Raw genomic sequence first — 26265 nt, forward strand, 5'->3', positions numbered from 1 at the left:
GGGCTAAGCTTAGACGATTTTTAAGGTCCGTCCCGACCACAACAGTCTATTCATTCGCCAGGGACAGAGCAGCGGTTTTGCGCCAAAATGGCAAACAAATCGCTACAAACGCGACAACATGGCGCCACGCCCATAATAGTAAGTCGTTGAACATTTGGCACTTTTGACTGACAAAGCCTTACGGTCTGATTATTGCTGTCATCAAACCGGCATCATTTAATATTGCACAAGAGGTGAATATGAAAATCGGCATACCCAAGGAAATCAAACCTAACGAAAACCGGGTATCGGTGGTACCGTCCGGCGTTGCTGCGTTGGTGAGCGCCGGCCATAGCGTCACCATGGAAAGCGGCGCCGGCGTTGGTGCCGGCTTTGAAGACTCGCTATACCAGGCCGCCGGCGCGCAGCTGGTGGACGGGCCCGAGCCAGTCTGGGCCTCAGCGGAGATGATCGTCAAGGTCAAGGAGCCGATAGAACCGGAATGGTCGCGGATTCGTCCCGGACAAACGCTATTTACCTATTTTCACTTTGCCGCCAACCGCCCGTTGACCGAGGCGCATCTGGCTTCCGGCGCCACTTGTATTGCTTATGAAACAGTGCAATTGCCGTCCGGCGAATTACCCTTGCTGACGCCGATGTCGGAAGTGGCCGGCCGGCTGGCGGTGCAGGAAGGCGCGCATTATCTGGAAAAGCTCTATGGCGGCCGCGGCATGTTACTCGGCGGCGTTCCGGGGGTATTGCCGGCCAAGGTCTTGATTTTGGGCGGCGGGGTAGTCGGCACGCAGGCGGCAAAAATGGCGGCGGGTTTGGGCGCGCAAGTCACGGTAATGGATTTGTCGCTGGAGCGTCTGCGCCAACTTAGCGACATTTTGCCGGCCAATGTACAGCTATTGTTTTCCAGCCGTCATGCCATCCTGGAACAAATTCGCACAGCAGACCTGGTCATCGGCGGCGTATTGGTCACCGGTGCAGCCGCGCCCAAATTGATTCGCGCTGAAGATTTAAAATTGATGCAACCCGGCGCGGTGATCGTCGATGTGGCGGTGGACCAAGGCGGTTGCGTGGAAACCACCCATCCCACTACCCACGCCGATCCGATTTATATAATCGACAACGTCGTGCATTATGCAGTGGCCAATATGCCCGGCGCGGTACCGCGCACCTCGACACTGGCCTTAACCAACGCCACCCTGCCCTATGCCCTGCAACTCGCCAACAAGGGCTGGCAACAGGCGCTACGCGAGAATTCCGCTTTGCTAAAAGGGCTAAACATCGTGGCCGGTAATGTTACTTGCCAAGGGATTGCCGATGCCTTTGGATTTAATTGTCTGCCGCCGGATCAGTTCCTGAGCTGAACCAATCACCCAGTCCGGCCGGAATACCTAGTAAACACCCCCGGTAAAGCCAGGGCTTCCGCGTTTCTGCTGGACTCCACTTTGTCAGATTCTAAAAGGTGATCATGATTCCGGCAGGGATTGCCGAGATCGAGGCAGTATGAATGGGGCCGACGTTTGACTGAATGCCCGCGGCTAGGCGGGCATGACAGTATTTGCTTAAATCCCACAAACTAAAATTAACCTGTGTTGGGAAGACTTACCGCTCTTTATCGGGTGATCAAATCGAAACCAACTCGGAGCCTTAAACTCAGATCACTTTAGAGAACTGCTGCTGTTTCTGCGCCAGGTATTTGTCAAACACCATGCAGATATTGCGGATCAGCAAGCGGCCTGCCGAAGACACTTTGATGCTATTGGCGTTTAGTTCCAGCAAGCCGTCATCTTTCATCAGCCGCAGGTTTTCCAGCTCGGGCGCAAAATACTCGGCAAAATCGATTTTAAACTCGGTTTCGATTTTGCCGAAGCTGAGCTCGAAATGGCAAATCAACTGGGTAATTACGGCCCGACGTAGTTTGTCGTCTTCATCTAAATCCACCCCGCGAAACACCGGTAGTTTACCCTGCGAGATCGCCGCGTCGTATTCGTCCAGTTCCTTGTAGTTCTGCATGTAGGCATCGCCGACCCGGCCGATGGAGGTCACACCCAAGCCCACTAAATCGCAGTCGGAATGGGTGGAATAGCCTTGGAAGTTGCGATATAGCTTGCCTTCGCGCTGCGCCACGGCCAGTTCGTCATCGGGTTTGGCGAAATGATCCATGCCGATGTAAACGTAACCGGCATCGGTCAGTTTCTGGCCGACCATTTGCAGGATTTCCAGCTTCACCGCCGCTGTCGGCAAATCGTTGTCGTTGATCTGCCGCTGGGTTTTGAAGCGACTGGGCATGTGCGCGTAGTTAAAGATCGAAAAGCGATCCGGCGCATAAGCCAGCACCTGCTCCAGCGTGTTGGCAAAGGTTTGTTCGGTTTGCAGCGGCAAGCCGTAGATTAAATCGATATTGGTGGAACGAAAGCCTTCCTTACGTGCCGCTTCCAACACCGCGAAGGTTTGCTCCTGGCTTTGCAGGCGGTTCACGGCTTTTTGCACATCCGGATCGAAATCCTGTAGACCTAAACTAATGCGGTTAAAACCCAGCTCGCGCAATTGGGCGATGGTTAAATCATTGGTTTCGCGCGGATCGACTTCGATGGAATATTCGCCGCTGTCATCGTCGCGTAAGTTAAAGTGCTGACGGGTGGTATCCATCAACTGTTTCATTTGCTCGTAGCTTAAAAACGTCGGCGTGCCGCCGCCCCAGTGCAATTGATTGACCGGGCGGCTGTTATCGAACAGTTTGCCCTGCATGGCAATTTCCTGGCACAGGTTTTCCAAATACGGCACAGCGTGCGCGCGATTTTTGGTGACGATCTTGTTGCAGGCGCAGTAAAAACACACCGTATCGCAGAACGGAATATGAAAATACAACGACAGCGGCCCGCCGGCGGCATTGGATTTTTGAATATGCTGTAAATATTCGACTTCGCCGAAGCCTTCGTGCAATTCCAATGCAGTGGGATACGAGGTATAGCGCGGACCGGACTTGTCGTAGCGTTTGATTAAGTCCAAGTCGAATTTGATTGATTGATCCATTACTGCACTTCTTGATTGATGGTAATGCTGACGCTGGGATTACCTTCTACCGCATCCAGTTGCGCCGTACCCAGCAAATCGCCGGGCTGTGACATCGCATTACCGGTTTTGGAAATCCGGGCGACGATGCGCAGTTGCTTTAAATCGGCCAGATGGGTTTGCGGTTGCATCGCCACGCTGTCGTTCAGCACCACACTGGCCGGCAGATCGGATACCTGTTTACGGATGATCGCCAATGGCATTTTTGGACCGCTAATGGCTTGCGCGTAGATAAAGACAGTGTGTTGAGGCTCCACTTTGGTTTTTAAAGCATCGTCCATCACTACTTTCACCTGAATATCAACTGACCCGGCCGATGATGCGGCGCCCTGCGGCTTTTGCTGTTCGGCCTCTGCCATTTGGATCATTTTCTGCAATTGTTGCTGGCTTTCGTTATCAGCAGGCAGCAAACCGGAGAGTTTCTGCCAATAGCCTATCGCTTGCGCGAAATCCCCGGCTTCGGCTTTAGCCATCCCGGCTAGCCATAGGGCGGTGTGATCTTCCGGCAGCAACTTCAAGGCCTGAAAAACCAATTCGGCGGGTTCGCCGGCCATTTGCCCGTTACGCGCCATCGCCAAAGCGTCGGCGTAGTGCAACATCACAGCAGGATCGTTGGGCTTGCGTTTGTTCAACTCGGCGAAGACATCGGCGGCGTTTTGGTATTGCTGCATGTAAATGTATGAGCGACCCAGCATCATCCAGCCTTCCAGATCATCCGGCTGCTTTTTAAGCCGCTCTAGTAACTGGTTGACCATGTTTGCCACATTGTCCGCGGTTTTTTGATTGCTACGCACCAACTCTTCTTTAGCTAATGCCTGCGGTTCACCCAACATGCCGTATAAAAACAGGCTCATGAGCGGCAAGCCAAGCGCGATGAGCGGCACTACCCAGCGCCCGGTTTTAGGGTTTGCCGCGACGACCGCCGGCCCTTCAAGGTCGTCCAGCAGAGTTAACTGTAGTTCGCGATATTGCCCATCATATTGATCTTGCGACAATACCCCGTTTTGCAATTGCAATTTAAGCTCGGCGAGTTGTTGGCGGGCTATGCTGGTATTGCGTTGCTCGCCGTCGGCGGTGCGTAGCGGCGTCAGCTTAAACAGGGGCGGTAACAACACCAGTAAGGCCAGCGCCACTAAAACGGCTATGATTAGCCAAAACTCAAGATTCACGCGTCGTCACCTTTGTCCAGAATGCTATCGAGCTTGGCCTGCTGTTCTTTACTTAACGCTTCCTCAGTGCCAGTGGGCTTGCTGCGCAATACCCACACTGTCGCCAAACCGATCACTAAGAACAGCACGGGGCCTAGCCAAAGCAGCAGGGTTTTGAGTGATAAAGCCGGTTTGTACATCACGAAATCGCCGTAGCGGTCGGTCATGAAATCGACGATGTCTTGGCGGGATTTGCCTTGTTGCAGCATTTCATAAACTTGGCGGCGCAAGTCCTTGGCCAGATCGGCATTGGAGTCGGCAATGGTTTGATTTTGACAAACCAGGCAGCGCAGTTCGGAAATCAGGGTTTGATACGCCTGTTCTTGTTCGGGTTGTTTGAAATCGCGGTATTCAATGTCGGCGCGAGCTTGATACACCAGCAGCGATAACATCAGGGCATAGAGAAATTTCATGCGCTTTCCGCCTCCAATTGTTGAATCCAGGGCAGAAAGATTTTTTCCAGATCGCCCGGTTGCACCGGCCCGGTATGCTTGTACCGGACAACACCGCGTTTATCGATGACAAAGGTTTCCGGTACACCGTAAACGCCGTAGTCGATGCCGGTGCGACCATCTGCATCCATCACGCTGACGTTATAAGGGTTGCCGTGTTTACTCAGCCAGCCATTCGCGGCCTGTATTTCGTCCTTGTAATTCAAACCCACCAGCAGCGCCTTATTTTGTTTGGCCAGCTCGATCAATAAGGGATGTTCTTCGCGGCACGATACGCACCAGGAGGCCCAGACATTCAACAGCCAGACTTTGCCTTTAAGATCAGCTTGGCTAAGGCGTTGCTCAGGCGTCGCCAGAATCGGCAAATTGAAGGCGGGCGCCGGTTTGTCGATCAGCGGCGAAGGGATTTCGCGCGGGTTAAGGTTTAAGCCGATCGCCAAAAAAACCGCCAAGGCGATGAACAAGAATAGCGGTAACAGATACTTCATTAACTTTGCGTAAGAGGTTTGTTAAGCAAACGATAGCGGCGGTCGCAGGCGGCAATCAGACCACCCAAGGCCATGAATACCCCGCCCATCCAGATCCAGCGGATGAAGGCTTTGTAGTAAACCCGCAAGCTCCAGGCGCCTTGTTTATCCAAAGGCTCACCCAAGGCTACGAATAAATCGCGGAATACGCCGGCATCGATGGCCGCTTCGGTCATTGGCATGGTTTGCACCCGATACACCCGCTTTTGCGGTGATAATTCGGCGACGGTTTCGCCGTTATGGCTGACAGTCAGATAGGCTTGCTCGGCCCGATAGTTAGGACCTTCAGTGCTTTTTACGCCATGAAATTGAAACACATAACCGAATAGATCCAGGGTTTCTTCCGGTGCCAAGCGCACATCGCGTTCGATGCTATAGACCGAGGTGTAGGTAATCCCGATCACAAATACGGCGATACCCAAATGCGCCACGGTCATACCGTAAAAACCGGCAGGAATTTGTTGCAAGCGTTGCCAGGACCAGCTTTGCAGGCGTTGTTTGAAAGCCAGGCCGGTAATCGCCAGCGTCCATAACGCCAAGCCAGTACCCAAGGCGGCTCCCCAGGAATAAAACGGCATCAGTAATGGCGTCAATAAGGCCAGGGCCACGCAAGCGGCTATCAGCCAACGTACCCGTAAGCCCAGTGCTTTCAGGTCGTCGCTTTTCCAGCGCATCAACACGCCAAGACCAACCACCAAGGCCAATGGCGCCATCAGCGGAATAAATACGGCGTTGAAATACGGCGGGCCAACCGACAATTTGCCCAAGCCCAAGGCATCGACCACCAGCGGATACAAGGTCCCCAGCAAGATGCTGGCGGCGGTGACGACCAGCAGTACATTGTTGACCAGCAATACCGATTCCTTGGAGACTAATTCAAAGCGGGCGTGGCTTTTTACTTGCGGTGCACGAATCGCGTACAACAGCAGTGAACCACCGACCACCAAGGCCAGGAAGATCAAGATAAACAAGCCACGTGCTGGATCGCTGGCAAAGGCGTGTACCGAGGTCAACACCCCGGAGCGGACCAGGAAGGTTCCCAGCAAGCTCAAAGAAAACGCGAAAATCGCCAACAACACGGTCCAAGTTTTAAACACCCCGCGTTTTTCGGTAGCTGCCAGCGAGTGAATTAAAGCCGTTCCAACCAGCCAGGGCATGAAGGACGCGTTTTCTACAGGGTCCCAAAACCACCAACCGCCCCAACCGAGTTCGTAATAAGCCCACCAACTGCCCAGGGTGATACCCACCGTTAAAAACATCCAGGCGATATTGGTCCAGGGCCGGGACCAGCGGGCCCAGGCTGCGTCTAATCGCCCTTCCAGTAAGGCGGCTATCGAAAACGCGAAGGCCACAGAAAAGCCGACATAGCCCATGTATAGCATCGGCGGATGAATGGCCAAGCCTGGGTCTTGCAGCAACGGATTCAAATCCCGGCCTTCGGCTGGGTAAGGGAACAAGCGCTCGAAGGGATTTGAAGTCAGCAATAAAAACAGGATAAAGCCGATACTGACCAAACCCATCACCCCCAGCACCCGCGCCCGGGTGGCGTCGGGAATGTGTTGGCTAAAGGCAGCGACCAGCGCAGTCCAAATCGATAAAGTCAAAGCCCAAAGTAATAAAGAACCTTCATGCGCGCCCCATACCCCGGAAATAAGATAAATCAGCGGCAGTGCGGTATTGGAGTTTTGTGCAACATAAGCCACGGAAAAATCATGACTGATGAAACTGGCCGTCAAACACGCGTAGGCGATACCGATGAACAGCAATTGCCCGAATGCCGCCGGCCTGGCGATATGCACCCAGCCGGTAACCGATTTGGCGGCTCCGAAAATTGGTAACACGCCTTGTACACTTGCCATGCATAAGGCCAAAATTAATGCGAAGTGGCCGATTTCAGGGATCATGGCTGCGCCGCCGGTTTTTTCAGGCTGCCGGCGACTTCCGGCGGCATGTAATTTTCATCGTGTTTGGCCAACACTTCCTCCGCGACAAACACGCCGCGGCCGTCCAAAGCACCCTTAGCGACAATGCCCTGCCCTTCCCTGAACAAATCCGGCAAGATACCTGAATATTCCACCGTCACTTCCTTTTCAAAATCGCTGAGTTTAAAGCGCACTAATAAATCCGCATTGGGCCGTTCCACGCTGCCTTTAACCACCATGCCTCCTAAGCGAAACACCGCATTACTCGGTGCTTTGCCTGCAGCCACGTCACTGGTGGAGAAAAAATACATCAGATTTTCGTTGAAGGCTTTTAACGCAAAAGTTGCCGCCAAGCCTAGGCCCGCCAGCATCAGGATGATCAGAAACAGGCGTTGTTTTCGTATCGGTTTCATCGCGCCTGTGACCGTTTTTGTTTGATTGTGAGCTCACGCAGCAATTGCTTGCGTTGCAGAACCGGCAACACGATATTGACGATCAATACCAGTGCGGTCACGCCGTAGGCAGGCCAAACGTAGACGGCGTAACCGCCCATGTATAAAAAGCTTTCCCAGCTCATGCTTGTTTCTCCAACAGCGCCTTCACCCATTGCGAGCTAGTTTCGCGCTTCAGTAATTCCAGTTTGGCGGCCTGTAATACCGCAATCAGATAATAGAATTTGAAAGCCACCGCCATCAGCAACAGGGGAACAAGCATGCTGACGTGTATGGAAGGTTTATCCATTTTGCTGACCGTCGGGCCTTGATGTAGCGTGTTCCACCATTGCACCGAGTAATGGATAATCGGGATGTTCACCACCCCCACCAGTGCCAGAATCGAGACCGCTCGCGCCGCCGCCCGCTTTTCTTCAATGGCGCCGTACAAACTGATCACACCCAGATACAAAAACAACAGGATCAATTCTGAGGTTAAGCGCGCATCCCACACCCACCAAGTACCCCACATCGGTTTGCCCCACAAGGAACCGGTCACCAAGGCCACAAAGGTAAAGCCGGCGCCAATCGGCGCACTACTGATCAGCATCACCTCTGCCAGTTTCATGCGCCAGATCAAAGCGATCCCGCCCATTACCGCCATCAGCACGTAAATAAACAAGGACATCCAGGCCGCCGGCACATGGATATAAATAATCCTGTAACTATCTCCCTGCTGATAATCGGTAGGGGCAAGATATAGGCCACCATAAAGACCAGCACCGAGCAGCACTATAAAAATAACCGTCAGCCAAGGGATGAAACGATCCGCCAACGCATAAAAATACGGTGGCGAGGAAGTACGATGAAAAAACCGGCTAACCGGCGCAGGGATCCAAGACATCAATTAACACTCATTTTTAACGCGGCGGCGGTTGGCAACGGCACTAACACCAGTGCCGACAGCAACATAGCCAATAAAATATTCAGTTGGGCGTCGACCGGCAAACCACTGGCGGCCCTATCGACAGCACCGCTGGCGAAGATCAACACCGGCACATACAGCGGTAACACCAACAAGGAAAGCAACATGCCGCCCCGGCGCAAACCCACTGTCAACGCCACACCGATGGCGCCGATTAGGCTCAGGAGCGGCGTAGCTAAGATCAGCGTCAGCCATAAAGTTCCCATGGCTTGCTCGGGTAAGCCCAAAAACACCGCCAGCAATGGCGCCACCAACAACAAAGGCAGGCCGGTGACCAGCCAATGGGCGATAATTTTGCCCAACACCAATATTGATAAAGCATGCGGGCTAAGCAGCATTTGCTCCAGCGAGCCATCGTCAAAATCGCTGCGGAACAAACCGTCTAAGGATAACAAAGCCGCCAATAACGCGGAAACCCAAATCACACCCGGCGCCATTGTGCGCAGCAGATTGGGCTGTGCTCCCACTGCTAGCGGAAATAAGGTCACCACCAACACGAAAAAAAATAGCGGATTAGCCATTTCCGCGCGGCGTCGAAACGCCAATAACAAATCCCGGCGAATGATCGCCCAAAATGCCCCAATTATTGGCATGCTTGCAGATGAATGCGCTTCAAATTTAGATTGGCCATACTCAGATCGTGATGAGAGGTCAACACCGCCATGCCGCCTTGGGCAATATGCTCGGCCATCAGCGACTCTATCAATTTAATACCTTGCCTATCCAGCGAGGTGAACGGTTCGTCAAGTATCCACAGCAAGTTATGCGTAATCAACAAGCGCGCCAACGATAAGCGACGCTTTTGGCCAGCCGACAAGGTATGCACGGGGTTATCGTCGAATCCCGCGAGTTGTACTTTGTCCAAGGCCTGATCAATACTGTATTTGCCGACGCTACCTAACGCCAACGCAAACTTCAGGTTTTCCAACACGGTCAATTCCTTTTTAGTGCCGTCGGCATGACCGACATAAGCCATGTCGTTGTAATAATTACTATCTGAAATTTTGCTACCGTACCAATAAATCTCGCCGGCATCGGCTTCTCTAAATCCGCACAGAATCCGCAACAGCGAGGTCTTACCACTGCCGTTGGCACCTTCCAGTAACAACACTTCACCAGGATGCAATTCAAAACTCAAATCGGAAAACAACAAGCGCTCATCGCGAAAACACGATAACTCACTGGCTTGCAGCGAAGCGTGTTGCGAGTTTTCCATTCATCCGTCCTTAGGCCGACACGTTACGAGGGGCGCTATCTTATCATTAAGCCCGGCATAGTTCGCAATTTGCCTACAGAGAAAATCTCCCCATTTATGCGATAATCGGGCCCGTTTTGATTTATCGCAGATACCGGAGATTTTGCATGACCGCATTGATAGGCATCATCATGGGTTCCACCTCGGATTGGGAAACCATGCAACATGCAGCGCAAACCCTAGAACACCTTGATATTCCGCATGAAGTCGAAGTGGTTTCGGCCCATCGCACCCCCGACAAGTTGTTTCGGTATGCGGAGAGCGCGGAAGGCAAAGGTTTGGAAGTGATCATCGCTGGCGCCGGCGGTGCCGCGCATTTGCCGGGCATGACAGCCGCCAAGACCGCATTGCCAGTTTTGGGCGTACCGGTACAGTCCAAAGCCTTGAACGGCATGGATTCTTTATTATCCATCGTGCAAATGCCGGCCGGCATTCCGGTGGGCACATTGGCCATCGGCAAGGCCGGCGCCATCAACGCCGCATTGCTGGCAGCCGCGATTATCAGCAATAAACATCCGCAATACCGCCCTGCTCTCGACACTTATCGTCAACAACAAACCGACAGCGTAATCGCCACCCCCGACCCAAGACTGGTGACCGGATGAAAATTGGCATTTTAGGTGGCGGCCAGCTCGCCAGAATGATTGCGTTGGCCGGTTATCCGCTGGGCTTAAAATTCATCGTCCTCGATCCCGATCCCAATGCCGGTGCTGCCGGTTTAAGCGAACATCTGTTAGGCGCTTACGACGACCCGAACTTATTGGCGGAACTGGCCGAGAAAGCTGACATCGTCACTTACGAATTCGAAAACGTGCCTGCGCATGTCGCCGAGTTTCTATCCAGCCACACCAAAGTTTATCCGCCTGCTGGCGCGTTGGCCGTTGCACAAGACCGCCTTCTGGAAAAGAATTTCTTTAAAGACTTAGGCATTCGCACCGCACCGTTCGCGGCTATCGATAGCCTGATCGATTTACAAAAAGCCATGCCATACATCGGCTATCCGGCTATTTTGAAAAGCCGGCGCATGGGCTATGACGGCAAAGGCCAAGTGGTTATAAAATCGGCAGAGGAATTGGAATCAGCCTGGTACAGCATGCAGGGCGCCGCCTCCATCGTCGAAGGCTTTGTGCCGTTTCAGCGCGAGGTGTCGATTATCGCCGCCCGCAGTCCATCCGGCGAAATTGCCTACTACCCTTTGTCTGAAAATCAACATCGCGGCGGCATTTTGCGCGTTGCCGAATGTTGCACTAACGATCCCGAACAAGCGATTGCCGAAAACTACGTCAGTTTATTGCTGGAAAAACTGGATTATGTTGGCGTGATTGCGCTGGAATTATTTGACCTGAATGGTGAGTTATTGGCCAACGAATTCGCGCCGCGCGTGCATAATTCCGGCCACTGGACGATAGAAGGCTCGGAAACCAGTCAATTCGAAAATCACTTGCGGGCGATTCTGAATTTACCGTTAGGCTCGACAAAGCCACGCGGTTACGCCGGCATGGTGAATTTTATCGGCGGCCTAGCCGACGACGCGCAACTGCTAAACATTCCCAACGCGCATTTGCATCTGTACGATAAAACCCCGCGCAAGGGCCGAAAAGTGGCGCATGCCACGATCAGAACCGATTCTGAAACCGCCTACCGGGAAGCGTTGCAGCATTTGGCCGATCTGGCGCTGGCTGTCGACGAATCATGATCTCTTAGCTTGAATCTGGGCGGTTTTGGCATGCAAACCAAAATCGCTCCGCAAAACATAGAGGCCACAACCATGAAAAAAATTTTGTTCTTGTTGTTCATATTGGCCGGCATCGCCATCGCAGCATTTGTAATTTTTAATCCTGCCCCTGCCACCTATAAATCGCAAGGCGATATTCCTTATTCCGACTTCATCCAGGATGTGCGCGGCAAAATGGTAGCCGAAGTGGTGATCGACGGCCGAGCCATTGATGGCCTGAGGCATAACGGCACGCGTTTTACCGCATATAGCCCCGGCGATGTGACGGTGATAGACGATCTATTGCAGAACGGTGTAAAGATCGTCGTACAAAGACCTTTAACCCAATCGACATTCATGCAGGTGTTTTACTCCTGGGCGCCGACCTTTTTGCTGATTGGGGTATTGATTTATTTCATGCGTAAGCAACTGCTGGGTGCCGGCGCACAAAACAATTTCGGTAAAAGCCGAGCTAAGTTGATGACGGAGAATCAGGTAAAGGTTCGTTTTAACGACGTTGCCGGCGTCGAGGAAGCCAAGCAGGACGTCGCGGAACTGGTCGATTTTCTGAAAGCGCCGGGCAAATACGAAGCCTTGGGCGGTAAAATCCCCAGAGGCGTGCTGATGGTCGGCCCTCCCGGCACCGGTAAAACACTGCTGGCGCGGGCGATTGCCGGGGAAGCCGGTGTACCTTTTTTCTCTATCTCGGGTTCTGACTTCGTGGAAATGTTTGTCGGGGTTGGCGCATCCAGAGTGCGCGATTTATTCGTGCAAGCCAAAAAACACGCGCCATGCATCATTTTTATCGACGAAATCGATGCGGTCGGCCGGCAACGCAGCCCCGGCAATATGGGCGGCACGGAAGAGCGCGAACAAACCCTGAATCAATTGCTGGTGGAGATGGACGGCTTTAGCGGCAACGAAGGCATCATCGTCATCGCCGCCACCAACCGCATCGATGTATTGGATAAAGCCTTGCTGCGCCCCGGACGGTTCGACCGGCAAGTGCAAGTCAGCCTGCCGGACATTAAAGGCCGCGAGCAAATTCTCAGGGTACATTCCAGCCGGGTACCCTTAGCCGATGACGTCAATTTGAATGATCTGGCGCGCGGCACGCCGGGATTTTCCGGTGCCGAACTGGCCAATCTGATCAACGAAGGCGCCTTATTCGCCGCCCGCAATAATCAGCGGGAAATCACGATGAACGACCTGGATAAAGCCCGCGACAAAACCATAATGGGCGCGGAAAAGCGGACGATGATCATGAGCCGCGAAGACCTGTTGATGACCGCCTACCACGAAGCCGGACATGCCATTGTCGGACGTTTGGTACCGGAGCACGATCCGGTTTACAAAGTCAGCATCATGCCTCGCGGCGGTGCGTTGGGCATCACGATGTTTTTGCCGGAGCGCGATGAATACAGCGCCAGCAAGGACAAATTGGAAGGGCAAATCTCCAGCTTGTTCGGCGGCCGAGCCGCGGAAGCGCTGGTTTACGGTAAGAATAAAGTCACCACCGGGGCGAGCAACGACATCCAACGCGCCACTCAATTAGCCCGCAACATGGTTACCAAATGGGGGTTATCCGATAACCTGGGGCCGTTGGACTACGGCGATAACGAAGGCAGCTACTTGGGACCGCAAGCCAAACCCATGTCGGAACACATGGCGCGCTTGATTGATCGGGAGATCAGGTTAATTGTCGACAATAATTATCTTAGAGCCGAAACCCTGCTGAAGGAAAATATCGATATTCTGCACAATATGGCGCAAGCCTTACTAGACTGGGAAACATTGGACAAACATCAGATAGATGAATTGATGCAAGGGCGAACTATCGCTCCGCCAGCGCCTGATGTAAAACAATCACTGGACGCTGGGAACACACCAGCGCAGTAGTACGCTTTTTTCCCGAGCAGAACTGGTTTCTGTCAGATATACAGCGGGGCCATTCTGCGCCAGTAGTGACCCTGATGCGCGCGACCTTCCCATTCATACAAGGCGTGGGGAATACCCTTGGCTGCTAATATGTGACTTAACTCATGATTGTTCTGCAAAAACGGATCTTCCTTACCGATCACCAAAGTAATTTCCATTTGCTGCAAATACTTTAATTGCGCTTCGCAGTTCAGGTTTGGTAGAAAGTGCGTTGGCGTGTGGAAATAAACATGATCGTCGTAGTAGCCGTCGAACAGGTTTTTGAAACACTCCACTTCCAGCGTCAAATCGAATCGACCGGAGAAGGCTACTAATTTTTTAAACAAATGTGGATGGCGGAAAGCAATATTAGCCGCATGATAACCGCCCAAACTACAGCCGTGAGCAATGACGCAGGGGTGCGGATTCTTCAAGGCCATGAACGGCATGATTTCGTTCAATATGTAGTCTTCGAAAAACATGTGCCGCTGAATACGGTCTTTCGGCCGCCGCCAAAAACAGTAAAAAGTTTCATGATCAATACTGTCAACACAGTACAGTTGTATGTGTCCCGCTTCAATTTTATTGCGTAACCGTTCGACGATGCCGAGGTTCTCGTACTCGTAAAAACGGCCGTCGCGAGTCGGAAAAATCAGTACTTTGGCCCCTGCGTGACCGAAAACCAGGAACTCCATGTCGCGACCCAGGCGCGGGCTGTACCAGTGGTGATATTCGCGATTCATAATCTAAAGCGACGATTCCCCGAAAAAACTTTGCAGCTCCGCAATCAGCTGCCGCTCCTGATCATGTTGGCGCGGATAATCAAAATGCCCCGCATCCAATATAAACAAATGTTTGTCCGCGGCCCATGCATTGTAAATCGCAAATTGTCCGGGTGGCGCTACGACCGGGTCGAATAATGCGACTGCGGCATGCAAGGGCTGCAATGCATAACGCGCCGAAACTGCGGCATCATAATAGGCTAATGTGTCAAACACATTATGGTGAAATTGACTATAGGCTTTCAAAGCCGCGGCACTGCCGCTGGTAGGCAAACTTAAACGCAAGGGTTGGTTGCCAAAGGTGGGCACATTTAAGTGCACTCTCTTGATTCTGGCGTCCCATGGCGCGGCCAATGCTCCGATTCCGCCACCAAAGCTAATGCCCATATAGCCGATCTTATCCGCGATTGCCGGATAACGTTCGGCCAGAACGGTTACAGCCAGCCAGAGATCTTCTACACATCCGCCGATCACGTAATGATTAGGATCATCGATATCTTGCACGACATGTTGATTCGGCTGTTCCGGCAAGCGCTCGCAGCGGCTGCGAGATATGCCGCGAAAGCAAGGAAAAAGTAAGGCTGCCCCCGGTATGTTGAGATGAAAATCGGGTTGCTCTCTGCCGCCATAACCATGGCCGACCACTATGCTCCGAGTAATGGGTTGCGCATCCGGCTCAAGCAGCCAGCCGGCAATATGAAAATCATCGGTAGACCGATAGCTTATGTCATAGACCCGGTAGCCCCCGCGCTGGCATTGGTAATTAAGAGAAAATTGCGGAGAGACCGTTAGGGCTTTTTGATATTTATCCCGCCAAAATCGACTGAAATCGGCAGGCTCTTGCGGCGCCGGAACGCTTAACAAATCGTCGAGACCGTAGCCATAGCCAGGATCATAGCTGTAATAATGATCGAATAAGCTCACTGGCAAATCTGTCTGGTCAAATTTTGCTTAGGTCCGTTGTATGCAAGGCTAATTCGCAATGGGACAACGACAATAAAGTGGCGACGAATGCCGCCACTCGAAAATCATCTAAAGTTAAGCACCATTCACATATTGTGTGGGTTGTGTTGGATTTTGAATTCAGCATTCGCCGTCAATCGACGATTTTGAATTTTTCTCTGGAAGCATCAACCATATCCCGCAATTCCTTTCCGGGTTTAAAATGCGGCACATGCTTTTCTGTTAAGGACACTGAATCGCCGGTTTTGGGATTACGTCCTAATCGTGCTGAACGATGGTGTAATGAAAAACTGCCAAAACCTCTAATTTCTATCCTATCGCCACTTGCTAGAGTATCGCTCAAGTGGTCAACAACGCATCTGACTGCCAATTCAACATCTTTAAGCGCGAGATGAGGCTGCTTTCGTGCCAGCATCTCTATCAATTCTGATTTTGTCACATCCAGCCCTGAATAATCAAAAAAGGGTGACATGACCCAGTCATGTCACCCTTGGAGATGGTTTTACTACTTGTCCATTTGTTTAAAGATATCGCCTAATGTGGCTGTGCCAGCATTTTGAGACGAGTAATCTTTAATGGCATTAGACTCTTCTTCGACATCTTTCGCTTTGATAGACAAAGAAATAGATTTAGTCTTTTTGTCAACACCGACAAATTTGGCTTCGATTTCTTCGCCCTCTTTCAACAGGGTACGCGCATCTTCGACGCGGTCACGTTGAATTTCAGAAGCGCGCAAGTAGCCTTCGACGTTATCTGCCAAAGTCACAATCGCACCTTTAGCATCGATTTCTTTGATTACGCCTTTGACTAAGCTGCCTTTTTCATGCACGGCAATATAGTTTTGGAAAGGGTCTTGCTCTAGCTGTTTGATACCCAGCGAAATACGCTCGCGCTCGGAATCCACAGCCAGAATCACAGTCTCGACTTCATCGCCTTTTTTGTAATTGCGGATGGCTTCTTCGTCGTTCTCGTTCCAGGAAATGTCGGACATATGAACCAAACCGTCAATACCGCCGTCCAGGCCGATGAAGATACCGAAATCGGTAATCGATTTGATTTTGCCGGAGATTTTGTCGCCTTTGTTATGTGTAGCGGCAAATTCGTCCCATGGATTCGAACGGCATTGTTTCATGCCCAGTGAAATACGACGACGTTCTTCGTCGATTTCCAGAACCATAACTTCAACTTCATCACCCAATTGCACAACTTTGGATGGGTTGACGTTTTTGTTGGTCCAGTCCATTTCGGATACGTGCACCAAGCCTTCAACACCTTCTTCGATTTCCACGAAGCAACCGTAGTCTGTCAGGTTGTTAACTTTACCGAACACGCGAGTGCCGGCTGGGTAACGACGAGCAATGTTTTGCCATGGATCTTCATCCATTTGTTTCATGCCCAACGATACGCGAGTTTTGTCTTTATCGAATTTCAGGACCTTAACTTTAACTTCCTGACCGATTTCTACGCACTCGGATGGGTGACGTACGCGGCGCCATGCCATGTCGGTAATGTGCAGCAGACCGTCAACGCCGCCCAGGTCGATAAACGCACCGTAATCAGTGAGGTTTTTAACGATACCGGTAACAATCGCGCCGTCTTGCAGCGTTTTAACCAATTCTTCGCGCTCTGCGCTGTATTCGCTTTCGACCACCGCACGACGTGACAACACGACGTTGTTGCGTTTTTGATCGATTTTGATGACTTTAAATTCCAGGTCGCGATTTTCCAGGAAAGCGGTATCGCGGATAGGACGCACGTCAACCAGAGAGCCTGGCAAGAAGGCGCGTAATGCACCGACTGCAACGGTGAAACCGCCACGCACTTTGCCGTTGATACGGCCGACGATGGTTTCTTGGGTTTCAAAGGCTTTTTCCAGTTCCGCCCAAGCTTTGCTTTTCTTGGCTTTATCACGGGAAAGAAGAGTGGCGCCCAGGCCATCTTCGAATAAATCGAGAGCAACCTCAATTTCGTCGCCTACGTTGACCTCTAGGTCGCCATCGGCATTCAGAAATTGCCATTTAGGAATGACCCCTTCTGATTTGGCTTGTGTGCTGACGATAACAAATTCGTTTTCGATATCAACAACGGTACCAATTAGCATTGCGCCAGGACGCATTTCGGTCTTGGCATAACTCTCTTCAAACAACTCTGCAAAGCTTTCGCCCATCTCTTCTTTCCCAAACTTGCTAAGACTCAAGCAAGCTTTCTCTTCTCTGAATTAAAATAAAGTCACCGATAAGAATTCGATAACCACCAATAGCCTCAATTGACTAAATTTACTACCTGCTCAATCACTTGCTGAATAGTCAAACTGGATGAATCGATATAATGCGCGCCTTCCGGCACGGTGAGCGGAGCAGTAGCTCGCTGCTGATCGCGACAATCGCGTTCTTCTATTTCCCGAGTGATTTGGGGAAGGTTAGCATCAATCCCCTTTTCAATCAACTGTTTATATCGTCTAAGCGCCCTTTCCTCGGCGCTCGCGGTTAAATAAACCTTGATTTTGGCATCCTTAAAGACAACGCTGCCCATATCTCGGCCGTCTGCAACCAAGCCCGGAAGCCTTTGAAAATCCTTTTGTTTTTGCAATAACACCGCCCTCACCTCAGGGTACGCGGCAATGATGGACGCAGTATTACCGGTGGTTTCGGAGCCAAGTTGGCTAGTAATATCGGCGCCATCAAGCTTAACGATCAACTGTTCGCCACAATCGAATTCTAACGACATAGCTTCAGCGACTCGGCAAATAGCGGTTACGTCCGATAACTCGACACTGGATTTTAAGACTGCTACAGCCAACGAGCGGTAAATCGAGCCACTATCCAGATAATTCCACCCCAAAAGTTTTGCAACGGCACGGCTAACCGTACCTTTGCCGGCACCGCTGGGGCCGTCTATAGTCAATACCGGTACTTGCATGCTAAAAGCTCGTCAGAGCCAAACCTAGTTTGGTCGCCAAGTCGCGGAACTCCGGAAACGAAGTATTCACATTCGCACAATCCTTGATTGTGATCGGTCCGGAAGCACGCAAGCCGGCAATCGAAAACGACATCGCAATTCGGTGGTCACCATGAGATTCGACTTCGCCAGTGCCTATGTGGCCGCCGCCATTGATTACCATACCGTCTTTGGTTGGTTGCGCATCGACACCGAGAATCTGTAAACCATCCGCCATGACTTGAATGCGGTCTGATTCCTTAACCCGCAACTCCTCCGCACCAGTCAATACAGTTTGGCCTTCGGCGCAAGCAGCGGCCACAAACAATACCGGAAACTCATCGATCGCCAGCGGCACCAAATGCTCTGGAATATTGATACCTTTCAATTGGCTGGAACGCACCCTGAGATCGGCAACCGGTTCGCCACCCACTTCTCTTTCGTTCAACACTTCAATGTTGGCGCCCATCAACCTCAAAATATCAATGATGCCGGTACGGGTTGGATTAATACCGACGTGACGCAAGGTCACATCGGAATCAGGCGCTATACTGGCGCCGACCAGAAAAAACGCCGCCGAGGAAATATCGCTGGGCACATCAATACGCGCCGCAGTTAACTTGCCTTGGTTAGTGATGCGCGCGGTACTGCCTTCGCGCGTGACCGGGTAGCCGAAACCGTTCAACATGCGCTCGGTGTGATCGCGGGTTGGTGCAGGTTCGGTGACGCTGGTTTCGCCTTCGGCATACATGCCGGCAAGCAACAAACAGGATTTGACCTGGGCGCTGGCAATCGGCATATCGTAATGAATGCCTTGTAATTTGCCGGCTTTACCTTTGATATGCAGCGGCGCGGTGCCGTTTTCCTGGGTAATAATCTCGGCCCCCATCAATGCCAACGGCGCGGTCACCCGTTTCATCGGCCGCGATTCCAGCGACTTGTCGCCAGTCAACACCGTATCGAAAGGCTGACCAGCCAACAAACCACTCAGCAATCGCATGGAGGTACCCGAATTACCCAAATACAAAGGCGCTTGCGGCGCTTTTAAGCCGTGCTTGCCAACGCCATGAATTGTCACTTCCCCATTAACCGGCCCTTCGATTTTTACGCCCATGGCCCGGAACGCTTCCAAGGTAGAAATTGCATCTTCCGCGTTTAAAAAACCGGTGACATGCGTGACGCCTTCCGCCAACGAGCCCAGCATGATGGAACGGTGCGACATGGATTTATCGCCAGGCACACGGATTTCGCCGCGCAAACTACCGCCCGGCTGCACTTGAAAAGTAATGGTTTGTGACATGTTAATCTTCTTAGTCTTCTTGTTGATCGAGAAAACGCTGCCGGGCATTTCTGGCATACGTAAAGGTTTCGAACAATTGCGCGGATTGGTCGTCAACCAGCAATTGTTCAATTTTGCTTAATTCCGCTTGAAACTGCCGTATCAAGGGCACGATTTCCTGCTTGTTTGCCAGACAGATGTCTTGCCACATGGTCGGATCGCTGGAGGCGATGCGGCTGAAATCCCTGAAACCGCCGGCGGCATATTTAAATATCTCGCGCTGTTCGTCCTTACGCCCCAGCAAACCGACCAAGGCGAAAGCCAGAATATGCGGCAAATGGCTGGTGGCGGCCAGCACAGTGTCGTGATGTTCCACCGACATCACCGAAACGCTGGAGCCGATCTTTTCCCAAAACGCATGGATTTTCGCCAGCGCCAGCTTATCGGTGCTTTCTAGCGGCGTCAGGATCAGGCGGCGATTGACAAACAAATCGACGGTCGAGGCATCAACACCGCTGCGTTCCGCGCCGGCAATCGGATGCGCCGGCACAAAATTCGTCGGTACGCTGCCGAATACCATTTCGAGCGCAGATACCACGCTGCCCTTAGTGCTGCCGGCATCGCTATAAATAGCATTCGAGTTCCAGTGCGGTTTAATTTGTTCGAAAATAGCCTTCATGCTACCGACCGGCGTGGCAACGATTACGCAATCGGTATTTTCCAGCGCTGAAGCTATGTCGGTGTAAAACTCATCAATGACGCCGAGTTGTTTGGCCAATTGCATATTCGGCAGATTTTTCTCGCGGCCATAGGCGACAACCTCACTGCATAAACCCTGTGCGCGCGCGGCTCTGGCTATCGAACCGCCGATCAAACCTATGCCAATGATGCACAGGCGGTTAAACACCGCTCAACACCTCGCGCAATGATTTTATGAATATTGCGTTTTCGCGTTCGGTGCCGATGCTGACCCGCAGGTGGTGGGGCATTTCATAATTGGCTACCGGTCGCACGATGACACCCTTGCGCAGCAAGGCCTCGTAAATCGGCATAGCCGCCTGTTTTACATCCACGGAAACGAAATTGCCGGATGAAGGAATCCAGGGCAAATCCAAATCCTTGAACGCGTCAGTCAACTGCGCCATGCCCGCATTGTTGAGAGCCACGGTCTCATTCAGGTAGTGTATGTCCCCGAGCGCGGCTTCGGCAGCAGCCAAGGCCAGCATGCTGCAATTGAAAGGCTGGCGCACTCTGTTCAACAGATCGGCGATGTCAGGGGAGGAAATCCCGTAACCGATACGCAAACCAGCCAACCCATATGCCTTGGAGAACGTGCGGGCTATGATCAGATTTGGATAGCGATTCGGCCAATCCAACGATTCGGTTCGCACGGCAGGATCAACAAACTCGTAGTAGGCCTCATCCAAAACGCACAGCACATGAGCAGGCAAATTGGCGATGAAGCTTTCCAGTTCATCTTTATCCAGCAAGGTGCCGGTCGGATTATTGGGATTGGCGATAAACACCAGACGTGTTTGCGAACCAACTTGTTGGCTCATCGCTGTTAAATCGTGGCCGTAATTTTTGGCGGGCACGACTTTAGCCTTAGCCCCCACGGCCTGCGTCAGTATCGGATACAGCGCAAACGCATGCTGGGAAAACACTACTTCCAATTCCGGCGTAACGAAGGTGCGCATCACCAATTCCAGGATCTCGCTGGAACCGTTACCCAAGGTAATTTGTTCGGGAGCCACGCTTAATTTAGCAGATAGTGCGGCTTTCAACGCAAAACCGCTGCCATCGGGATAACGGGTTAGTTCGGGCAATGTCGCTTGGATAGCGGCGGCAACTTTCGCACCGGTGCCCAGGGGATTTTCATTGGACGCCAACTTAATGACTTCTGCTATACCCAGCTCGCGTTGCAATTCTTCAACCGGTTTGCCAGGCACGTAAGGCACCAGCTGTTGAACGCCGGCAGTAGCAAGTTCTAAAAATTTGTTCATCGACCTAAGATTTAAATGACGGCTTTTGGATAAGAGCCGAGGATTTTCAACATTTTGACGTTGTTTTGCAGGGTTTCCAGGGCTTTGGCAACATCAGGATCATCTCGATGACCATCAATATCAATAAAAAACACGTATTCCCACAAGCCCTGCCGCGATGGCCGGGACTCTATGTGCGCCATGCTGATGCCGTATTCGGCAAACGGCCCCAGAATTTTATGTAGCGCGCCAGCCTGATTGCCGGTAGATACCAAAATGGAGGTTTTATCGAGCCCGGTGGATGCCGGCTGCTGCTTACCGATGACGATAAAGCGCGTGGTATTGTTGGATTCATCCTCGATATGCTGTTCGATGATGTTCAACTCATACAATTCGGCCGCCATCAAGCCGGCTATCGCGGCTTTATTGTGGTCCAAAGACGCTAGTCTGGCGGCTTCGGCATTACTGCTGACCGCCGTGCAAGGCACACCAGGCAAATAGCTATTTAACCATTGCCGACATTGCGCCAGAGATTGCTGATGCGAATAAACTTCGTTAATCGCCGCCAACGTATCCATTTTGCCGAGCAGATTTTGATGCACCCGAATTTCGACTTCACCGCAAATTTGCAGTGAGGTGGTCATGAAGCGATCCAGCGTATGCGCAATCACGCCTTCGGTGGAATTTTCCACCGGCACCACGCCGAATTGGCAATGACCGGTTTCCACAGCCAGAAAAATCTCCGGAATCGTAGCGGCCGGGATGCCTTTGACGGCGTGGCCAAAGTGTTTGAAAGTTGCTTGCTGAGTAAACGTACCGACCGGCCCTAAAAACGCCACTTCCAAGGGCTTTTCCAAGGCCAAACAAGCCGACATCAATTCCCGGAATAGATGCACAGACGCATCATCACTCAACGGGCCTGGATTCAGCTCTTTGATTTTACGCAACACTTGAGCTTCGCGATCAGCACGATAAAAACTACCGGTTTCACCTTCTGCCATTTTGGTTCTGGCTACTTCAATAGCACACTCCGCTCGTCGATTGATCAACTGCAATATTTGCTGATCAATCGCGTCGATACGTTCGCGCAGCTCCGATAAAGGAATAATCGCCGTCATTTTTGGATTGTTTAGTGAGTACGTTCGAACTCGGCCATGAAATCGATCAAGGCATCGACCCCGGCTTCCGGCATGGCGTTGTAAATACTCGCACGCATGCCCCCGACCGAGCGGTGACCAGCAAGCGTACTAAGGCCGTTTTTCTCGGCCAACGCCAAAAATTCTTTGTCCAGCGCCGCATCCGCCAACACGAAAGGCACGTTCATTCTGGAGCGGTAGTCTTTCACCACCGGATTGCTATAAAGGCTGGATTCATCGATAGCCTGGTATAGCTTGCCGGCTTTACGAATATTTTGCTGCTCGATGGCTGCGATACCGCCTTGCTGTTTCAGCCATTGCAGCACCAATCCCAACAGATACCAGTTATAGGTGGCAGGCGTATTCAACATGGAGTCGGCTTTTGCCTGTTGCTGGTAGTCGAACACTGCCGGCACGGTTTTCGGTGCCAAGCCAACCAAATCGTCCCGAACGATAACCACGGTCACACCGGACGGCCCCATGTTTTTCTGCGTACCGGCATAAATAATACCGTAGCGGCTAACATCGACCGGACGCGACAAGATATTCGAGGACATATCGCACACCAACGGTAAATCGCCGGCATCAGGCACTTCGGAAAATTCTACGCCGTGGATGGTTTCGTTAGAGGTGTAGTGCAGATAAGCAGCGTCTTTATCGATATTCCAGGTATCGAACGCTGGAATAGTGGTGAATTTTTCCGCTTCCGAGGTAGCCGCAAGCTGTACTTCGCAATATTTACCTGCTTCCTTGATTGCACTAGTCGACCATGCGCCGGTATTCGCATAACCGGCCTTGGTTTTACCGTTGAGAATATTCTGCGGAATCATCGCGAATTGCGCGCTGGCGCCACCTTGCAGGAACAGTACCTTGTAATTAGCAGGAATGCCGAGCAGTTCGATCAGATCGTTTTTCATCGCTTCGGCTATGGCCATGAAATGCTTACCACGATGACTCATTTCCATCACCGACATGCCGCTATCTTGCCAATCCAACATCTCTTGTTGAGCTTGCAACAACACCGATTCCGGCAACATCGACGGGCCGGCGCTAAAGTTGTAAATCCTTGCCATGCTTATTCCTCTTCTCCGCCTTGTTCGGCGCTATCTGCTGGAACATCGGTTTCGTCAATATCGCCTTCGGCGTCATCGTCTTCATCGCCCAGACCATCAATGCGATCCACGCCGACGACTCTTTCGCCCTTATCCAGACGAATCACCGTGACGCCTTGGGTGTTTCTGCCGACCACGGAAATTTCCTTCACCCGCGTGCGTACTAAAATGCCGCCATCGGTAATCAGCATAATTTCGTCGGTATCGTTGACCAATACCGCACCGACCACTGCGCCGTTACGCTCAGAGGTTTGAATCGCTATCAAACCCTGACCGCCACGTCTATGCTGGGTAAATTCTTCGAGCTTGGTCCGTTTGCCGTAACCGTTTTCGGTGATATTCAACACCGTGCCTTCGCTGGCGATAATCAGCGAAATGACTTTTTGACCTTCTTGCAAGCGAATGCCACGCACCCCGGTAGCGGTTCTGCCCATCGAGCGCACATCGGTTTCGTTGAAACAGACCGCTTTGCCGTCGCTGCTGAACAACAATACGTTTTGCTGACCGTCGGTAATCGCTACGCCCACCAACGTATCATTCTCGTTTAAATCTATCGCGATTTTACCGTTGCTGCGTTGACGTTCGAATTCAGGCAACGGGGTTTTTTTCACGGTACCTGAAGACGTTGCCATAAAAATGTATTTGTCGGCACTGTATTCACGGACCGGCAACATTGCATTGATTTTCTCGCCTTCTTCCAACGGCAACAAATTCACGAAAGGCTTACCGCGCGATGCCCGACTGGCGACCGGCAAATTAAACACCCGTAACCAATAGACTTTACCCGCTGACGAGAAACATAAAATCGTATCGTGGGTATTGGCGATGATCAGTTTTTCAACGAAATCATTTTCCTTCGTCGCCGTCGCCGACTTACCGCGACCACCGCGACGCTGGGCTTTGTAATCGCTGAGCGGCTGGGTTTTCACGTAACCTTCGTGCGACATCGTCACCACCATATCTTCTTCGGTGATGAGATCTTCAGCGGATAGATTGGAGTAATCCTGGACGATTTCGGTGCGGCGGGCATCGCCGTATTGGGTTTTGATTTCTTCCAGCTCTTCGCGGATCACTTCCATCAAGCGCACATCGTTGCCGAGAATATGCAGATATTCGTCGATCAGCTCTAGCAATTGCTTGTATTCGTTGACGATTTTTTCTTGTTCCAAACCGGTCAAACGATGCAAACGCAAATCCAGGATTGCTTGGGCCTGGGCTTCCGACAAACGATACGCACCATCCGCCAAACCAAACTCAACGGATAAATCATCGGGCCTCGAACGGTCGGCGTCGGCTCTATCCAGCAATGCAGCCACCAAGCCGGCTTTCCAGGTCTGCGCCAGCAAACCCACTTTAGCTTCTTGCGGATTCGGCGAAGATTTGATCAACTCGATCATTTCGTCGATGTTAGCTAAGGCTACCGCCAAACCTTCGAGGATATGCGCCCGCTCCCGCGCCTTCCGCAAGTTGTAAATCGTTCTACGGGTGACTATCTCGCGACGGTGATCGACGAATGCGGCGAGAATCTCTTTCAGACCCATCAGGTGCGGGCGACCGTCGTATAGCGCCACCATGTTGATACCAAACACGGTCTGCATCTGGGTTTGTTTGTACAGATTATTCAGCACCACGTCCGGCACCTCGCCGCGGCGCAATTCGATGACCATGCGCATACCATCCTTGTCTGACTCGTCGCGCAGGCCCGAGATACCGTCTAGCTTGCCTTCTTTGACCAATTCGGCGATTTTTTCCAACAAGCGGGCTTTGTTGACCTGGTAAGGTAGCTCAGTGGTGATAATGGCTTGGCGGCCGCTATCGCCTATGTCTTCAAAATGGCTGCGGCCGCGCAGGTAAATACGGCCACGGCCCGTGGCATACGCTTCAAAAATACCGGAGGCGCCATTGATAATACCGGCGGTTGGAAAATCCGGTCCCGGCACGATTTGCATCAATTCCGGAATAGTCAGATCGGGATTTTCGATCAAGGCCAAACAAGCGCTGATAATCTCGCTGAGATTATGCGGCGGAATATTGGTCGCCATGCCAACCGCGATACCCGACGAGCCATTGACCAACAAGGTTGGCACTCGGGTGGGCATAACGGTAGGTTCGGATTCCGATTCGTCGTAGTTGGCGACGAAATCCACGGTTTCCTTGTCCAGGTCAGCGAGTAATTCATGGGCAATTTTCGACATCCGCACTTCGGTATACCGCATCGCCGCCGGCGAATCACCGTCCACAGAACCAAAGTTACCTTGACCGTCAATTAACATGTACCGCAAAGAAAACGGCTGAGCCATGCGGACCATGGTGTCGTAAACGGCTGTATCGCCATGCGGGTGGTATTTACCGATCACGTCACCGACGATACGCGCGGATTTTTTATAGGGTTTGTTCCAATCGTTCCCTAGTTCGTTCATCGCATAAAGCACGCGACGGTGCACCGGCTTGAGGCCGTCTCTGACATCGGGAAGTGCCCTGCCGACGATGACGCTCATGGCATAATCGAGGTAGGATTGTTTCATCTCGTCTTCGAGATTGACGGGGATAATTTCTTTAGCGAAGTCTGACATGGGTCCGTGGTTCCAGTGCAGTCGAAA

General features: G+C 51.9%; 25 protein-coding genes. 4 read left to right on the top strand and 21 right to left on the bottom strand.

Annotated elements, in window-relative coordinates; all coding sequences use genetic code 11:
- Positions 1-239: 239 nt before the first annotated feature.
- Complete coding sequence (gene ald / locus METH11B_RS0104460) at positions 240-1355, top strand: alanine dehydrogenase (RefSeq protein ID WP_026600988.1); 1116 nt, start codon at positions 240-242, stop codon at positions 1353-1355.
- Between the two features lie 289 nt (positions 1356-1644).
- Here ald and hemN read toward each other — a convergent pair whose 3' ends face one another.
- The 10 genes from hemN to ccmA are packed head-to-tail and all read right to left on the bottom strand — an operon-like array spanning position 1645 to position 9804.
- Positions 1645-3024: an oxygen-independent coproporphyrinogen III oxidase gene (gene hemN, locus METH11B_RS0104465; RefSeq protein ID WP_026600989.1), complete on the bottom strand. Its 1380-nt coding sequence runs from the start codon at positions 3022-3024 to the stop codon at positions 1645-1647.
- Positions 3024-4232 carry a c-type cytochrome biogenesis protein CcmI gene (gene ccmI / locus METH11B_RS0104470; protein WP_026600990.1) on the bottom strand — a complete coding sequence of 403 codons (1209 nt, stop codon included), beginning with the start codon at positions 4230-4232 and terminating at the stop codon, positions 3024-3026. Before ccmI ends, hemN begins: the two co-directional genes overlap by 1 nt.
- A complete protein-coding gene (locus tag METH11B_RS0104475) occupies positions 4229-4684 on the bottom strand; it encodes a cytochrome c-type biogenesis protein (protein ID WP_026600991.1) in 456 nt (151 codons plus the stop codon). Before METH11B_RS0104475 ends, ccmI begins: the two co-directional genes overlap by 4 nt.
- Complete coding sequence (locus tag METH11B_RS0104480) at positions 4681-5211, bottom strand: DsbE family thiol:disulfide interchange protein (protein WP_026600992.1); 531 nt, start codon at positions 5209-5211, stop codon at positions 4681-4683. The genes METH11B_RS0104475 and METH11B_RS0104480 overlap by 4 nt, the downstream gene beginning before the upstream one ends.
- Positions 5211-7154, bottom strand: a complete 1944-nt coding sequence (locus tag METH11B_RS0104485; RefSeq protein ID WP_026600993.1) for a heme lyase CcmF/NrfE family subunit — start codon at positions 7152-7154, stop codon at positions 5211-5213. Before METH11B_RS0104485 ends, METH11B_RS0104480 begins: the two co-directional genes overlap by 1 nt.
- On the bottom strand, positions 7151-7585 hold the full coding sequence (gene ccmE / locus METH11B_RS0104490) for a cytochrome c maturation protein CcmE (protein WP_026600994.1): 435 nt from the start codon (positions 7583-7585) through the stop codon (positions 7151-7153). Before ccmE ends, METH11B_RS0104485 begins: the two co-directional genes overlap by 4 nt.
- Complete coding sequence (ccmD, locus tag METH11B_RS0104495; protein WP_026600995.1) at positions 7582-7749, bottom strand: heme exporter protein CcmD; 168 nt, start codon at positions 7747-7749, stop codon at positions 7582-7584. Before ccmD ends, ccmE begins: the two co-directional genes overlap by 4 nt.
- On the bottom strand, positions 7746-8507 hold the full coding sequence (locus METH11B_RS0104500) for a heme ABC transporter permease (RefSeq protein WP_026600996.1): 762 nt from the start codon (positions 8505-8507) through the stop codon (positions 7746-7748). Before METH11B_RS0104500 ends, ccmD begins: the two co-directional genes overlap by 4 nt.
- Positions 8507-9181, bottom strand: coding sequence for a heme exporter protein CcmB (ccmB, locus tag METH11B_RS0104505; RefSeq protein ID WP_026600997.1), 675 nt, complete (start codon positions 9179-9181; stop codon positions 8507-8509). Before ccmB ends, METH11B_RS0104500 begins: the two co-directional genes overlap by 1 nt.
- Positions 9172-9804: a cytochrome c biogenesis heme-transporting ATPase CcmA gene (gene ccmA / locus METH11B_RS0104510; protein ID WP_026600998.1), complete on the bottom strand. Its 633-nt coding sequence runs from the start codon at positions 9802-9804 to the stop codon at positions 9172-9174. The genes ccmB and ccmA overlap by 10 nt, the downstream gene beginning before the upstream one ends.
- Positions 9805-9950: 146 nt before the next feature.
- Here ccmA and purE point away from each other — a divergent pair, with 146 nt between their 5' ends.
- From purE to ftsH, 3 genes are all read left to right on the top strand, one after another.
- Positions 9951-10448, top strand: a complete 498-nt coding sequence (gene purE / locus METH11B_RS0104515; RefSeq protein WP_026600999.1) for a 5-(carboxyamino)imidazole ribonucleotide mutase — start codon at positions 9951-9953, stop codon at positions 10446-10448.
- Positions 10445-11539: a 5-(carboxyamino)imidazole ribonucleotide synthase gene (locus METH11B_RS0104520; RefSeq protein ID WP_026601000.1), complete on the top strand. Its 1095-nt coding sequence runs from the start codon at positions 10445-10447 to the stop codon at positions 11537-11539. Before purE ends, METH11B_RS0104520 begins: the two co-directional genes overlap by 4 nt.
- Positions 11540-11611: 72 nt before the next feature.
- Positions 11612-13456 (top strand): ATP-dependent zinc metalloprotease FtsH, encoded by a 1845-nt coding sequence (ftsH, locus tag METH11B_RS0104525; protein WP_051067697.1) that lies wholly within the window; start codon positions 11612-11614, stop codon positions 13454-13456.
- Positions 13457-13488: 32 nt separating this feature from the next.
- Here the strand turns inward: ftsH and METH11B_RS0104530 are convergent, their stop codons facing one another.
- From METH11B_RS0104530 to gyrA, 11 genes are all read right to left on the bottom strand, one after another.
- Positions 13489-14217 (bottom strand): esterase family protein, encoded by a 729-nt coding sequence (locus METH11B_RS0104530; protein WP_020481453.1) that lies wholly within the window; start codon positions 14215-14217, stop codon positions 13489-13491.
- A 3-nt stretch (positions 14218-14220) separates the two neighbouring features.
- On the bottom strand, positions 14221-15180 hold the full coding sequence (locus METH11B_RS0104535; RefSeq protein WP_026601001.1) for an acetylxylan esterase: 960 nt from the start codon (positions 15178-15180) through the stop codon (positions 14221-14223).
- A 172-nt stretch (positions 15181-15352) separates the two neighbouring features.
- Complete coding sequence (locus METH11B_RS28345) at positions 15353-15658, bottom strand: integration host factor subunit beta (protein ID WP_033193988.1); 306 nt, start codon at positions 15656-15658, stop codon at positions 15353-15355.
- A gap of 66 nt (positions 15659-15724) precedes the next feature.
- Positions 15725-17386, bottom strand: a complete 1662-nt coding sequence (gene rpsA / locus METH11B_RS0104540; RefSeq protein ID WP_020481456.1) for a 30S ribosomal protein S1 — start codon at positions 17384-17386, stop codon at positions 15725-15727.
- Positions 17387-17481: 95 nt separating this feature from the next.
- Positions 17482-18138: a (d)CMP kinase gene (gene cmk / locus METH11B_RS0104545; RefSeq protein ID WP_026601002.1), complete on the bottom strand. Its 657-nt coding sequence runs from the start codon at positions 18136-18138 to the stop codon at positions 17482-17484.
- Between the two features lies 1 nt (position 18139).
- Positions 18140-19456, bottom strand: a complete 1317-nt coding sequence (gene aroA / locus METH11B_RS0104550) for a 3-phosphoshikimate 1-carboxyvinyltransferase (protein WP_026601003.1) — start codon at positions 19454-19456, stop codon at positions 18140-18142.
- A gap of 10 nt (positions 19457-19466) precedes the next feature.
- Positions 19467-20342, bottom strand: coding sequence for a prephenate dehydrogenase (locus METH11B_RS0104555; protein ID WP_026601004.1), 876 nt, complete (start codon positions 20340-20342; stop codon positions 19467-19469).
- A complete protein-coding gene (gene hisC, locus METH11B_RS0104560) occupies positions 20335-21438 on the bottom strand; it encodes a histidinol-phosphate transaminase (RefSeq protein WP_026601005.1) in 1104 nt (367 codons plus the stop codon). Before hisC ends, METH11B_RS0104555 begins: the two co-directional genes overlap by 8 nt.
- Positions 21439-21449: 11 nt before the next feature.
- Positions 21450-22535 carry a prephenate dehydratase gene (gene pheA / locus METH11B_RS0104565; protein ID WP_020481461.1) on the bottom strand — a complete coding sequence of 362 codons (1086 nt, stop codon included), beginning with the start codon at positions 22533-22535 and terminating at the stop codon, positions 21450-21452.
- Between the two features lie 11 nt (positions 22536-22546).
- Positions 22547-23626 (bottom strand): 3-phosphoserine/phosphohydroxythreonine transaminase, encoded by a 1080-nt coding sequence (gene serC / locus METH11B_RS0104570; RefSeq protein ID WP_026601006.1) that lies wholly within the window; start codon positions 23624-23626, stop codon positions 22547-22549.
- Positions 23627-23628: 2 nt separating this feature from the next.
- Positions 23629-26238: a DNA gyrase subunit A gene (gene gyrA / locus METH11B_RS0104575; RefSeq protein WP_026601007.1), complete on the bottom strand. Its 2610-nt coding sequence runs from the start codon at positions 26236-26238 to the stop codon at positions 23629-23631.
- Positions 26239-26265 lie beyond the last annotated feature (27 nt).

The organism is Methylomonas sp. 11b, from assembly GCF_000515215.1.
GTDB lineage: Bacteria > Pseudomonadota > Gammaproteobacteria > Methylococcales > Methylomonadaceae > Methylomonas.